We start from the raw sequence: 13,079 nt of genomic DNA, 5'->3' as shown, positions 1-13,079 counted from the left end.
CGCCTTCAGTTACAGCAACTCCCGTGAACGCGCTGCACACTTGCCGCGCTGGGAGCATGATTACAATTGGCATCGCCAACACGGTAGCCTGAACAAAAAACCACCTATCAGCGTTCTCGGACTCTCCGGGGACAACCTGTTGAGAGATCACATCTAGGGAAGCGCTGAAGTATTCACGCGGCAGCGTAAATACTTCAGCGCTTCCCTAGAACGGCAGGTAGACCTGCACGTTCCCGCCACCGAATGCGGCCCGATGAAGCCGCAGGGTGGGGTTCAGCGCGATACGCCCGCCGGTGCGCTGATTGACGGTGAACTCCACCGCCGGCGCTAACTTGCCATAAAAGCCCCTATCACTGTCGTCGGAATCTTCATCGCCGGGAAACACCTCGGTGTTGTCGTGATAAGCGAGGAAGACTCCCGGCGCGAAAGCGATGGCCTCGCGCACGTACCAACGTCGCCCGGCATAGACCATGTATTCGTGACGCTCCATTTCCATGGTCTCCATGGGGTCCCGCGGCCGGCGGTCATTCTCGGTGAGTTGCAGGTAGCGCACGCCGAACCAGCGCTGCTCTCCCTGATCCAGGCTTTGCCGCATCTCTGCCGTGACAGCACCATAGCTGCGGCGCAGCCTTTGTTCTTCCTGCACGGGGCCGTCCAGACCACGCTGTTCCCGGAGCCCATAGAGACCTTCCACGCGCAGACCGGCCGCGACCGATTCCGTGACGGCGACGTCGACACCGAGCCCCCCGGAGTACTGCTCGTCCTCGGCGCGCAGGTTGATGCTGTCGAGCTGTAACTCCATGGGCGTGTTGACGTTACCGAAGCCGTAGACGGCCAATTGCGGAGTGATCTGCCAGCGGCCACCCAGATAATAGGTGTAGGGGTAGCGCTCGTACACGCCGTCGTTCTGTTTGCTGTTGAAGACCGCGTCCACGGCCACGATGGTGGCACGAAAGCGATTACCCCGGTCGTCGCTCCACTGCACATCACCGTGGATGTCGATGTCCTCCTTGGCGCCTACCACGTCACCCCATACGCCCGCCTGCCAACCGCCATGCCGTAGCCCCCCGCCGACCAGGTTCTCATCGAAGCGACCATCGAAATCCTCGTGCCTGCGGAAGCGGTACCCCGCAAATCCGGGCCCGTCCAGCGGCAGTTCCAAGCGAACCTCGGACCGCACATAAAGCTCTCGGCTGCGGCTGCTGCCGGCGACTCCTTCAATACCATTGCCGCGCAGCACACGCTGCTCGGACAGTGCGGGTTTGGGTTCGAAACTGAAGCGGTGGAGAAAACTCTCGGCGTTGTAATCGAACTGCCGGCCTTCCAGCCGATCGCGGCGGAACGGCTCCGGCTCCAGCCAGTTCACGGCGCCAACCTCCACCGATACCAGAATCAACATCAGGATGCTCGGTCCGAACCAACGTCCGTCAAATCGCATTGCTCTCTCGTTTCCCTGTAAAGGAGACGGCCGCCGGAACCAGGCAGGCCACTCAGCAGTCAATTCAGGGGCGGGCCCTGACCTGACCAGCCATTTACCACGACATCTGAACCGGAACCGGGGCGACGTCTCCGCCCTATACTAACCAGCATGCGCAACGAGAACAGCAAGGCGGATGGCAATCGCACACTGAGCATGCTCATGGTTCTCGCCATGTGGCTGATCGTGCTCGGGCTGCTGGCCATGGCCTTCGGCCAGTATCTGGACCACCGTGACCACCCGAACCGGCACGCCGCCGGCCAGGTCAGCGACAATGGGTTCCGGGAAATCACGCTGCAGGCAAACCAGGCCGGCCATTACATGGCGGAAGGCCGCATCAACGGCGAGACGGTGACATTCATGCTCGACACCGGCGCTTCAGACGTCTCCATACCGCAGGATCTGGCGACACGACTCGGTCTCGAGCCGGGCCGTCCGGTGAGTTATCAAACGGCCAATGGCGTGGTGACGGGCTTTGCCACACAGCTCGGCAGTATCTCGGTGGGCCCCATCGAGAAGCGGGACGTGCGCGGATCGATCAACCCCGGCATGCAGGGAGACCGCATTCTCCTGGGGATGAGCTTCCTTCGTGACCTAGAGTTCACACAGCGGGATGGCCGCCTCACCCTGCGGCAGCCGCCCTGAGGGACACAGGTGGGGACACCCGCAAGCCGATGGGCTATATTTCAGAATGTGACACAAGTCACAGTTTCTAGCCGGAGGGAGCATGGGGCGACGACTGGCAGCCGCGAGAATCGACTTCGACAGCTGGAGCCGAATGGCCCGTGACAACCCTGACCAATTCGAGCGCCAGCGTCAGGCCATGATCGAGACGATGATCCGCTCCGCCGACCCAGTGCGCCAGCAGCGCCTGCGGCAGCTGCAATGGCGGATCGACCAGGAACGCCGGCGCGCCCGTACCCCGGTTGCCGCTTGCGTGGCGCTGTCGCGCATGATGTGGAACCAGGTCTACGGCGAAACGGGCCTGCTTTCGGCCATGGATCACCTGGGCCAACGCTGGCGCGGCGAGACCGATGCCGAAGCGTGGCCACCAGCCCCAGCATGCGGCGTGGTTGCACTCCGCGCCAATCAGGCCGAGGCCGGATCGGCCGACTGATAGAGACTCATCTATTGACCTTGTAAAGGTGTGAGGTGGGCGTTATCATCCTCGGCCTCCCGAACCGTGGGTCGAATGCTCCCGGTTTCAAAATGGACTCTGTAAGGTGTTGTCGCCATGAAGAAGGGTATTCATCCGGACTATCGCGAAGTCGTATTCCAGGACGCGTCCTCGGATTTCGCTTTCCTGACCCGATCCACCATTCGGACCAAGGAAACCATCAAGTGGGAAGACGGTAACGAGTACCCGCTGGTGAAAGTCGAAGTGTCGAGCAAGAGCCATCCGTTCTACACCGGCAAGCAGCGCGTCCTGAGCACCGGCGGTCGCGTCGATCGCTTCAAGCAGAAGTACGGCAGCATGCGGCGTGGCGGCAAGGACTGACCACACCCCCATAGCGCCGGCTTCGGTCTGGCGAGATCTTGAAAAAAGCCCTTTCCGCGTCGGAAGGGCTTTTTTTCGTTCGGCCTCCAGGATTGTGCAGTGCATCGAAACGCAGTACGATCCGCCCTTGACGTTGCCTCGCGACGCCCAGCAGTTTTTTGCACTTTTTTCGTTTTTTCAGGAGGATGCAGCGCATTTGCGGGAGCATTCTGACAGACATGGAACACCTTTTCGCAATGCGGTATTGCTGATAGTATCGGCGCCACTGCAGATTGGCAGCAGCTCCCAAGGAGCTTGCGGCTGACCATCGAGACACCCGAAGCCACAGGATTCGATCCGCGTGACGATCCCACTCCGGCGGGCTCGGATCGGCGCCCAGGCGCCTTGGTGCAGGCCGGTGACCAATGTCGGCCCGGAACAGGAGACTACCCATGGCAAAGCACACTGTTACCGTCACGGACAATGACAGCGGTAAAAGCGTTGAGTACCCCGTCCGCGAGGGCACCCATGGGCCGGCTGCCATCGACATCAAGACGCTCTACAGCGATTTCGGGCATTTCACCTACGACCCGGGTTTTACATCAACCGCCAGCTGCCGCAGCGATATCACATTCATTGATGGAGACGAAGGCGTACTGCTTTACCGCGGTTACCCCATCGAACAACTGGCAGAAAAAAGCAGCTTTCTGGAAGTCTCCTATCTCCTTCTGAACGGAGAACTTCCCGACAAGAATGAGCTGGCGGATTTCACCCGATCCATCACCGTACACACCATGGTGAACGAAAGCCTGAAGAACTTCTTCGACGGCTTTCACTACAATGCCCATCCGATGGCAATGCTCACCGCAGTGGTCAGCTCGCTGTCGGCGTTCTACCACGAGAGCATCGACATCAACGATCCCGACAGCCGCACCCTCTGCGCGCACCGGATTATCGCCAAGATGCCTACCATTGCGGCGGCAGCCTTCAAGCACCTTGTTGGGGAACCCTTCGTTTATCCGCTGAATCGGCTGAGCTATTCCGGCAACCTGCTCAACATGTTGTTCTCACGGCCGTCCGAGGAATACGAAATCAGCCCCATCGCCGAAAAGGCACTGGATCAGCTGCTGATACTGCACGCCGACCACGAGCAGAACGCCAGCACCTCCACCGTGCGCCTGGCCGGCAGCACCGGGACCAATCCTTTCGCCGCTATTGCATCGGGCTGCGCTGCGCTCTGGGGGCCAGCTCACGGCGGTGCCAATGAAGCCGTGCTGCGCATGCTCGAGGAAATCGGCGACGCCTCCCGGGTCGAGAAATATATCGCCAAGGCCAAGGACAAGGATGATCCGTTCCGGCTCATGGGCTTCGGCCACCGGGTCTACAAGAACTATGACCCTCGCGCCACGATCATCCGCAAGACCTGTCACGAGGTGCTGGATGACCTTGGCATGGCCAACGATCCGAAGCTGGAGCTGGCCATGAAGCTCGAGGATATCGCGCTCAAGGACGACTATTTCGTCGAGCGCAAACTCTATCCCAATGTGGATTTCTACTCAGGGCTCATCTACAAGGCACTGGGCATCCCGACGCAGTTCTTCACGGTGCTGTTCGCGCTGGGTCGCACACCGGGCTGGATCGCTCAGTGGACGGAAATGGTCGAAGACAAGGAGCAGCGTATCGGCCGGCCGCGACAGGTCTACACCGGGGCCGCCCGACGCGACTACGTACCGCTGGACAAACGCTAGCTCTAAGTCCTCATCAGCTGAAACCGGTGAGCGGTTCGCTCGGCTCGAGCAGCCGCTCCACCACCGAGAGGCCAGCCCGCTCCATTGGTTGGCCGTCCACCTGGCTTCGCGGCGGCTGGCGCCGCCCGGCATGGGTGAACACGGTTAGATCCACCGTGACGTCACCGGCCACGAAACGATAGACCGGAAAGAACTCCCAGACGTCCCGATCCATACGCAGCCTGCGCTCTGACGGCTCGAAGGGGATACCCTCGTCCATCAGGAAGATGGCCACTTCTTCAGCGGTATCCGCGAACAGGTGCAGCAGCACCTCGGACCACTCCCCGGCACTGCCATCCAGTACCGGGCCGACGAGCTTCGGCCGAAAAGTCCGGAAGAATCGCATGGCTTCCAGGGCCGTCACACGCAGATGGCGCAAGTGCGCCTGCTGCTCGTCACCCTTGAACAGCCTCTGATACTCAATGAGTGCATCCTGGATCTCCTGGTTGCGGGGCATATTCTGGGTGCTTGGCGCACCCAGGCGGTCAGCCGCCTTCCGCTTCGCCAGGTAGTAGTCCTTCACGCCCTCTTCCGCCAGAATTCTGGCCGCTTCCAGCGTCAGGCGCTGACGCATGCGCTGATCCTTGGTCGAGCCGCCTTTCGCCATGGGTGTCTGCTCCGCTGGAACAAGGATTGAGAAGATACTGATTCGTTCCCCGGTTGCGAGTCAGAAGAGACTGCCCCCGGAGCGGGATCCGCCGCCTGACCCCCCGCTGCTGCCGCCAGACGACGCGTTCGGATCACTGTCCGGGACCTGCCCATCACGGAATGTCTCGAACATCGCCTGGGGGTTATCGGCGCTGGTGACCAGCCCGGAGCCCGGGTCGATGCGCACGGTCACCATGCCGGCGGGTCTGCTCGGCGCTGCCTCCGGCACTTCCCGCAACGCATAAGCCATGTAGTCGATCCACATGGGGAGTGCCGTCCGCGCGCCGGTCTCACCCTGCCCCAGCGAGCGGGCCTGGTCGAAACCGACCCAGGCCGTGGTGACCATTTCACCGTTGAATCCGGCAAACCAGGCGTCGTGCAGATCGTTGGTGGTGCCAGTCTTGCCGGCCAGGTCAGAGCGACCGAGGCTGCGGGCCGCCCGGCCGGTGCCTCGGGTGATGACATCCTGCATCATGCTGCTCATCTGATAGGCGTTATCTGCGGGCAGCACGCGCTCGGCGGGCACGAAGCGTTGACCGAGCACGGGCATCCCATCGCCGTTGTCCGTTCCGGCGGACAGCAGGCCATGCCGGGCGGCGACCTCGGTACAGTCTTCGCAGGCCAGAGTCGGAACCGTCCGATAGACCACATCACCACGGTCGTTCTCGATCCTGCTGATGACGTGGGGTTGAACCCGATAGCCGCCATTCGCGAACACCGCGTAAGCAGTGGTCAGCTCCAACGGCGTCACCGCAGCACTGCCCAGCGCAAGGGACAAGTCCGCCGGCATGCGGTCACCGGGGAAGCCAAAGCGGTCCAGGAACGTCACGCCGTAACGAATACCGATGTCGCGCAAGACCCGGATGGACACCAGGTTGCGGGACTGGGCCAGCGCCTCGCGTAACCTGGTCGGTCCGTAAAAGCGGCCGGAGTAGTTCTCCGGGCGCCAGGCGGTCTCCAGCGCCGCATCTTCGAACACCACCGGCGCATCATTGACGATGGAAGCCGGCGTAAAACCACGCTCAAGCGCCGCTGCATAAATGAAGGGCTTGAATGCGGAGCCGGGCTGGCGCAGCGCCTGGGTGGCCCGATTGAACTGACTGTGGCGAAAATCGAACCCGCCCGCCAACGCCAGCACCGCGCCGCTGCTGGGCGACAGGCTGACCAGCGATCCCTCGACGTTCGGTAACTGGGCGAGCCGCCACCCGTCATCGTGGTCACGAATCCGGATTACATGCCCGGGTTCCACCACCGAGGACATGCGCTGGGGCGCGTCGCCTACCCTGGATTGCGTGATCCAGCGCCGCGCCCAACGCGCACCGTCGAAGTCGAGGGTGACCTCATCGTCGCGGCCAAGCAGCAGCCTCGCTTCGCCCGCCTCATCGTCAACGGCCAGCACCAGTGCCGGCCGCAACCCCGCGATGGTGCCGTGGGCCGCCAGCGCGGCGAGGCGGGCGTCGTCATCGCCCAGCGCCGACAGGTCGTGACTCGCCTCGGGGCCGCGATAACCATGTCGTTCGTCGTAACTGAGCAGACTGCCGCGTAGCGCCCGATTGGCCGCTTCCTGCAAATCGGGCTGAACGGTGGTGTAGACGCGGTAACCTTCGGTGTAGGCCTCATCCCCATACATGGTCACCACCTGGGCCCGTGCCAACTCGGCCACATAGGCCGCATCCAGGCCGACACGGGCCGTGCGCAGCGCCGCGGTCACCGGTGCGGTGGAGGCCTCGGCGAACTCCTCCTGACTGATCGCGCCCGTTTCCAGCATGCGCCGGAGCACGTAGGCCCGGCGCTGCAGGGCGCGCTGCGGATTGCGTATCGGGTTGGCAACGGATGGTGCCTGGGGCAAGCCGGCGATCATCGCCGTCTCCGCCAGCGTGAGCTGATCCGGCGGGCGGCCGTAGTAGATCCGGCTGGCGGCGCCAATACCGTAGGCCCGCTGGCCGAGGTAGATCTTGTTCAGATACAGCTCAAGGATTTCCTCCTTGGACAGCTCCCGCTCGATGTTAAAGGCGAGGAAAATCTCGTTCAGCTTGCGCAGGTAGGTCTGCTCACGCCCGAGGAAGAAGTTCCGCGCCGTCTGCATGGTAATGGTACTGCCGCCCGGGCCGATCTCGCGGTGGCGGGCAAGATGCAGAACCGCTCGCGCCATCCCCCGCCAGTCGACGCCGGGGTGGGAGAAGAAGCGCTCATCCTCGGTAGCAATGAAGGCCTGCTTCATCCGCTCCGGAATATCGGCATAGCGCACCGGCTCCCGCCGGTACTCGCCAAATTCGGCAATCATCTCCCCGGAGGCCGCGTAGACGCGCAACGGCTGTTGGTATCGCACATCCCGCAATGTGTCCACGGATGGCAGTTGCGGAGACATGTAGAGATACAAGCCGGCGACGGCCACGACTGCAAGCAGCCCGACCGAAGCGAGGCTGGCGAGCATGTAAAGCAGGAGTCTGGAGAGACGGGCCATGGATTTTGTCTGCGGTTTCCGGCGTTTTCAATTCGATCAGTATAAAGAGACACGGTTCACATCGCGACTGTCGCGGTAGTGCGACGATAGGCTCCACGGGCAACGCTCACCCGGTGACGCCGCCCCTAACCCGCATCAGTGCCGATGCAGATTGCCGAGCAATGCTGGGCGCTTGACATTGGCATTGAATGTTCTGGTGTAGTAACTTGGCTTAACCGCCAAAAGTATAAGGAAAAACACAGTGGGTCTGTTAAGGAATCGACGTCCTTCCCTACTGGGTATCGATATCAGTTCGACGGCGGTAAAGCTCCTTGAACTGAAGGGCCAGGATGGTCGTTTTCGGGTTGAAAGCTATGCGGTGGAGCCACTGCCCCCCAACGCGGTGGTGGAGAAAAACATCGCAAACCTGGAAGCGGTCGGGGAGACCATCAAGAAGGCGGTCAAGCGCTCACGCACCAAGCTGAAGGATGCCGCCCTTGCGGTACCGGCCTCCGCGGCTATCGGCAAGACCATCACCATGCCCGCAGACGTAAGCGAGGCGGAGATGGAAGCGCAGATCGAACTCCAGGCCGATCAGTATGTCCCGTACCCACTCGAGGAAGTGAGCCTCGATTTTCAGGTACTCGGTCCGAGTGCGGGTAACCCCAACACGGTGGACGTGCTGTTGGTCGCCTCACGGTCCGAGAACGTGGAAGTCCGCGTCGATGCCTGCGAGGCTGCCGGGCTAAAGCCGCGGGTGATGGACGTGGAAAGCTATGCCACCGAGAACGCCTTCCGGCTGCTGGCGGAGGATCTGCCCGGCAAGGGCATCGACCAGACCATCGCCATTCTGGATGTGGGCTCCACCATGACCACCCTGACGGTGCTGGAGGATCACCGCATCGTCTATACCCGGGAGCAGGTCTTCGGCGGTCGCCAGCTTACCGAGGAGATCATGCGCCGGTACGGGCTCTCCTACGAAGAAGCGGGGCGCGCCAAGCGCCAGGGCGGGCTACCCGACAGCTATGAAGAGGAAGTCCTGCAGCCGTTCAAGGAAGCCATGGCGCAACAGATCGCCCGCTCCCTCCAGTTTTTCTTCGGCGCCAGCCAGCACAACAGCGTGGATCACGTGATCCTCGCCGGCGGCTGTGCGTCCATTCCCGGGATGGATGACCTGGTCAGGGAGGAGACCGGGACCGACACACACGTCGCCAACCCCTTCGTCAACATGGCCGTTTCCTCCCGTATCAGGCCGCAGTTGCTGAGCGAGGACGCACCAGCACTGCTGATCGCCTGTGGCCTCGCCATGAGGAGCTTTGACTCATGAGCACGCAGATCAACCTGCTGCCCTGGCGGGAAGAGGTCAAGAAGGTCCGCAAGAACCAGTTTATTGCCATGGTCGCCGTCGCAGCGGTGATCGGTGTGGGCGTGGTTTTCGGCGGCAACATGTACCTCCAGGGGATGATCGACCACCAGGAACACCGCAACCAGTTGTTGCGCACGGAAATCACGCGTCTCGATACCCGAATCCAGCGTATCCAGGAACTGGAGCGCACCCGGGATCAGCTCGAGGCACGGATGAACGTGATCCAGGAACTGCAGACCGGCCGCCCGCAGGTGGTGCACATGTTCGAGGAACTGGTGAGCACGCTGCCCGATGGTGTGTTTCTCAAAACCGTGACCCAACAGGGCGGCAACATCACCATCACCGGGGTCGGTCAGTCCAACGCCCGGGTCTCTACCTACATGGAACGACTGGATGGTTCGGCCTGGTTTACCGATCCGAACCTCGACGTGATCGAAGTGCGGGACCGGGAAGGTATTCGAGTGAGCAACTTCACTCTCCGCGTGCGCCAGACCAACCCTGGCGCCGACAATGGGGAGGGAGCGTGACATGGCCATTGGCAATATCAACCTGAACGAACTCGATCTCAATGACGCCGGCAACTGGCCCATCGCCGTCAAGGCCATTGTGGCAGTGGTGATACTGGCGCTGATCGTGGCCGGCGGCTGGCACTTCTTCTGGAAGGATCTTCAAAGCCAGCTCGCCAGGGTCGAGGCACAGGAAACCCAGTTGCGCACGCAGTTCGAGACCCGCCAGCGCCGGGCCGCGAACCTGGACGCCTACGAGGCGCTGCTGGCCGACATGCGCGAGGAACTCTCGGATCGACTGCGCCAGCTTCCAAGCCGCGGCGAGATTCCGCAGTTGCTGGCGGATGTCTCCCAGGCCGGTCTCGGCGCCGGTCTCGACTTCGAGCTTTTCCGGCCCGGCAGCATTCAGCAGCAGGAGTTCTATGCGCAACGGCCTATCCAGATCGAGGTTCGCGGCAATTACCATCAATTCGGCCGCTTCATCAGCGAAGTGGCAAACATGCCGCGTATCGTGACGCTGCACGATGTGAACATTTCCCGCAGCGGCAGCGGCGAACGGCTTGCCATGCGGGCCACCGCGCGCACGTACTGGTATCTGGATGACGACGAGGGGGGCCAGTGATGAAAGCATTGATCACTGATCGTCGGCGATCCGGCCTGCTCGGCACCCTGGTGCTCGCAGTGATCACGACGCCGATGCTGGTGGGTTGCAACCAGACCACCGAGGATCTGGACAATTACATCACCTCTACCCTGGCACGCGCGGCACCGCCACCGGACCCGTTTGAGCCGCCACGGGACCTGCCGAGCCACAGCTATCCGGTGATGCTTGAGCGCGATCCCTTCAGCTCGCTGAGCTTCGTCGAGCCAAGAGCGGCGCCGGAACGCCAGGAAGGCCCGACGCCTGATCTGGATCGGGCTCGCGAGGAACTCGAACAGTATCCGCTGGATGCCCTGCGCATGGCCGGGATCATTCAGCGGGATGGCGAACTCTGGGCGCTGGTGCGTGACCCGCAGGGTACCGTGCATCGCGTTCGCGAAGGCAATTACCTGGGACAGAACCACGGCCGCATCGTCACCATTTCCGAGCGGACCGTCCGACTGGAAGAATTCGTCCGCAGCGGGGATGAGCGCTGGAGACAGCGCGAGTCCACACTGGCGGCGCGGGAGTAGCAAGGGAGTCTACCGACAATGACAAGCCTGGAATTCATCCGCGCGTGGCGCAAGCCACGCACCCTAAACCGGCTGCGTGGGCTCCCGGTCGCAGTCACGCTGCTTGCGCTGCTGTGCTGGGCCGGTAGCGCGTCCGCGAGTAATGCCCTGCGGGACATTTCCTACTCGACGCTGCCGGGCAACGAGGTGCAGATCTCGCTGGAACTCGCCGAGGCGCCGGAGTCGCCGAGTGCGTTCTCCATCGACGACCCGGCCCGCATCACCTTCGACTTCCCCGACACCCGCAACGAGTTGAGCGAGCGCTCGCTGGGTATCGGCGTCGGTCTGGTGGAAGGTGTGAGCACTGCCGAGGCCGCGGGGCGAACCCGCGTGGTTGTGCGGCTGGCCCGGATGATGGCCTACGACACCGAACTCGACGGCAACACCTTCCACATCTATCTGCGTGACCAGTCGGCCACCGCCGAACGGGCACCTGCCCGTCGGGCCACGCCCTCGGCGCAACCCACCGCGGCCGCCGTCTCCATTGAAGACATCGACTTCCGCCGCGGCACCGATGGCGCCGGCCTGATCCAGGTGGATCTATCCGACGAGGATGCCCAGGTCAGCCTGCGCCGCGAAGCCGGCCGCATCATTGTGCGCATGCGCAATGTCAGCGTGCCCGAAGAGCTTCAGCGACGGCTGAATGTGGTGGACTTCGCCACACCGGTAGGCACCATCGAAACCCGCCAGGACGGCAATGACGTTCGCATGGTGATCAACCCCACCGGCGAGCGCGAGTTCGAACACATGGGTTACCAGTCGGCGAACCGCTTCACCATCGAACTGCGTCCGCTCACCGAGCGGGAGGTCGCGGAGCGGGAGCAGGAAGAGTTCACCGGCGAGCGTCTGACCCTGAGCTTCCAGGACATCGAAGTACGTTCGGTACTGCAGCTCATCGCGGATTTCACCGGCCTCAACGTGGTGGTGAGCGACTCGGTCACCGGCAATATCACGCTGCGGCTGCAGAACGTACCCTGGGATCACGCGCTGGACATCATTCTGCGCACCCGCGGTCTCGACAAGCGCATTCGTGACAATGTCATGCTGGTGGCGCCGGCCGAGGAAATCGCGGCCCGCGAGCGCCTGGAAGCGGAATCCCGTCAGGAAATGGAAGTGCTGGCGCCCCTGCGCTCCGAGTTCTTCCAGGTCAACTATGCCCGCGCCAGCGACGTGGCGAGCCTGCTCCGCTCACAGGATGCCTCTCTGCTCTCCGAGCGCGGCACCGTGACCATCGACCAGCGCACCAACGTCCTGATCATTCGGGACACCGAGCGTAACCTCTCCGATATCCGTGATCTGCTGAACCGTCTGGACATTCCCGTGCGGCAGGTGCTGATCGAGTCGCGCATCGTCATTGCCAACGACGACTTCAGCCGCGAACTGGGCGTGCGCTTCGGCGCCAGCGGCCAGGGCAGTGCTGGCAGCCGTGACGGCTGGCGTGCCGGCGGCACCCGCCCGGGCGGCCTGGTGGATGGCACGGCCGGTTTCGCCAGCGGCGGCGCCGAGGGCATGCTGGTGGATCTGCCGGTGAGCAGCCCCGCCGGCGCCGTGGGTCTCGCCGTGGGGCGGATCGGTGATCGCGTGCTACAGCTGGAACTCTCCGCCATGGAGACAGAAGGCCGCGGTGAGGTGGTATCAAGCCCACGGGTGATCACCGCCAACCAGCGCACCGCCAATATCCAGCAGGGTGTCGAGATTCCATACCAGGAGGCCAGCGCCAGCGGCGCCACCAGCGTGTCCTTCCAGGAAGCATTGCTGTCGCTGGATGTCACCCCGCAGATCACACCGGACGACCGCATCATCATGGATCTTGCGGTCAACAAGGACAGCGTCGGCCAGGTCTTCGCCGGCGTCCCCAGCATCGACACCCAGGCCGTCACGACCCAGGTCCTGGTGGATAACGGTGAGACTGTGGTGCTGGGTGGCATCTACGAGCGTGAGCGGCGCGAGGAAGAGGCCCGGGTGCCCTTCTTCGGCTCGCTACCCGCAGTAGGCTGGCTGTTCAGAAACCGCATAGCCATCGACCAGAACAGCGAACTGCTGATCTTCGTCACACCGCGTATCCTGGAGGAATCCCTGACATCCTCCAGCATTAATTAGCCGAGAAGCGGGGCCAACATGACGAAGGGGGCTCAGGCCCCCTTCGTCGTTTACGGATGCCGG

Annotated in this window: 12 protein-coding genes; 9 read left to right on the top strand and 3 right to left on the bottom strand. The window is 62.7% G+C overall.

Annotation, left to right across the window (positions count from 1 at the left end):
* Nucleotides 1-205 precede the first annotated feature (205 nt).
* The gene (locus J2T57_RS20025) at nucleotides 206-1,438 is read right to left on the bottom strand and encodes a hypothetical protein (protein ID WP_253484270.1); all 1,233 of its coding nucleotides are present in this window, start codon (nucleotides 1,436-1,438) and stop codon (nucleotides 206-208) included.
* Between the two features lie 150 nt (nucleotides 1,439-1,588).
* Here J2T57_RS20025 and J2T57_RS20020 point away from each other — a divergent pair, with 150 nt between their 5' ends.
* The 4 genes from J2T57_RS20020 (at nucleotide 1,589) to J2T57_RS20005 (ending at nucleotide 4,702) form a co-directional block, all read left to right on the top strand.
* Entirely contained in the window at nucleotides 1,589-2,122 is a 534-nt protein-coding gene (locus J2T57_RS20020; RefSeq protein WP_253484267.1) for a retropepsin-like aspartic protease family protein, read from the top strand.
* Between the two features lie 82 nt (nucleotides 2,123-2,204).
* Nucleotides 2,205-2,594 (top strand): DUF3135 domain-containing protein, encoded by a 390-nt coding sequence (locus J2T57_RS20015; RefSeq protein WP_253484264.1) that lies wholly within the window; start codon nucleotides 2,205-2,207, stop codon nucleotides 2,592-2,594.
* Between the two features lie 117 nt (nucleotides 2,595-2,711).
* Complete coding sequence (locus J2T57_RS20010; RefSeq protein WP_253484261.1) at nucleotides 2,712-2,975, top strand: type B 50S ribosomal protein L31; 264 nt, start codon at nucleotides 2,712-2,714, stop codon at nucleotides 2,973-2,975.
* 431 nt (nucleotides 2,976-3,406) lie between these two features.
* On the top strand, nucleotides 3,407-4,702 hold the full coding sequence (locus tag J2T57_RS20005) for a citrate synthase (RefSeq protein WP_253484257.1): 1,296 nt from the start codon (nucleotides 3,407-3,409) through the stop codon (nucleotides 4,700-4,702).
* A gap of 13 nt (nucleotides 4,703-4,715) precedes the next feature.
* On the opposite strand, the gene J2T57_RS20000 is transcribed toward J2T57_RS20005, so the two are convergent.
* Both J2T57_RS20000 and J2T57_RS19995 read right to left on the bottom strand, forming a co-directional pair.
* Nucleotides 4,716-5,348, bottom strand: coding sequence for a hypothetical protein (locus J2T57_RS20000; protein WP_253484238.1), 633 nt, complete (start codon nucleotides 5,346-5,348; stop codon nucleotides 4,716-4,718).
* Nucleotides 5,349-5,408: 60 nt separating this feature from the next.
* Complete coding sequence (locus J2T57_RS19995; RefSeq protein WP_253484222.1) at nucleotides 5,409-7,853, bottom strand: penicillin-binding protein 1A; 2,445 nt, start codon at nucleotides 7,851-7,853, stop codon at nucleotides 5,409-5,411.
* A gap of 241 nt (nucleotides 7,854-8,094) precedes the next feature.
* Here J2T57_RS19995 and J2T57_RS19990 point away from each other — a divergent pair, with 241 nt between their 5' ends.
* Genes J2T57_RS19990 through J2T57_RS19970 form a run of 5 tightly spaced genes read left to right on the top strand, consistent with a single transcriptional unit; the run spans nucleotide 8,095 to nucleotide 13,016 of the window.
* Nucleotides 8,095-9,159, top strand: coding sequence for a pilus assembly protein PilM (locus J2T57_RS19990; protein WP_253484219.1), 1,065 nt, complete (start codon nucleotides 8,095-8,097; stop codon nucleotides 9,157-9,159).
* Nucleotides 9,156-9,725 (top strand): PilN domain-containing protein, encoded by a 570-nt coding sequence (locus J2T57_RS19985; protein WP_253484216.1) that lies wholly within the window; start codon nucleotides 9,156-9,158, stop codon nucleotides 9,723-9,725. The genes J2T57_RS19990 and J2T57_RS19985 overlap by 4 nt, the downstream gene beginning before the upstream one ends.
* 1 nt (nucleotide 9,726) lies before the next feature.
* Nucleotides 9,727-10,326 carry a type IV pilus inner membrane component PilO gene (locus J2T57_RS19980; protein ID WP_253484212.1) on the top strand — a complete coding sequence of 200 codons (600 nt, stop codon included), beginning with the start codon at nucleotides 9,727-9,729 and terminating at the stop codon, nucleotides 10,324-10,326.
* Complete coding sequence (locus J2T57_RS19975) at nucleotides 10,326-10,877, top strand: pilus assembly protein PilP (protein ID WP_253484209.1); 552 nt, start codon at nucleotides 10,326-10,328, stop codon at nucleotides 10,875-10,877. The genes J2T57_RS19980 and J2T57_RS19975 overlap by 1 nt, the downstream gene beginning before the upstream one ends.
* A gap of 18 nt (nucleotides 10,878-10,895) precedes the next feature.
* Nucleotides 10,896-13,016: a type IV pilus secretin PilQ gene (locus J2T57_RS19970; protein ID WP_253484206.1), complete on the top strand. Its 2,121-nt coding sequence runs from the start codon at nucleotides 10,896-10,898 to the stop codon at nucleotides 13,014-13,016.
* Nucleotides 13,017-13,079: the final 63 nt, after the last annotated feature.

The organism is Natronocella acetinitrilica (assembly GCF_024170285.1).
GTDB classification, from domain to species: Bacteria; Pseudomonadota; Gammaproteobacteria; order Nitrococcales; family Aquisalimonadaceae; genus Natronocella; species Natronocella acetinitrilica.
This window is presented reverse-complemented; position numbering and strand designations above follow the sequence as displayed.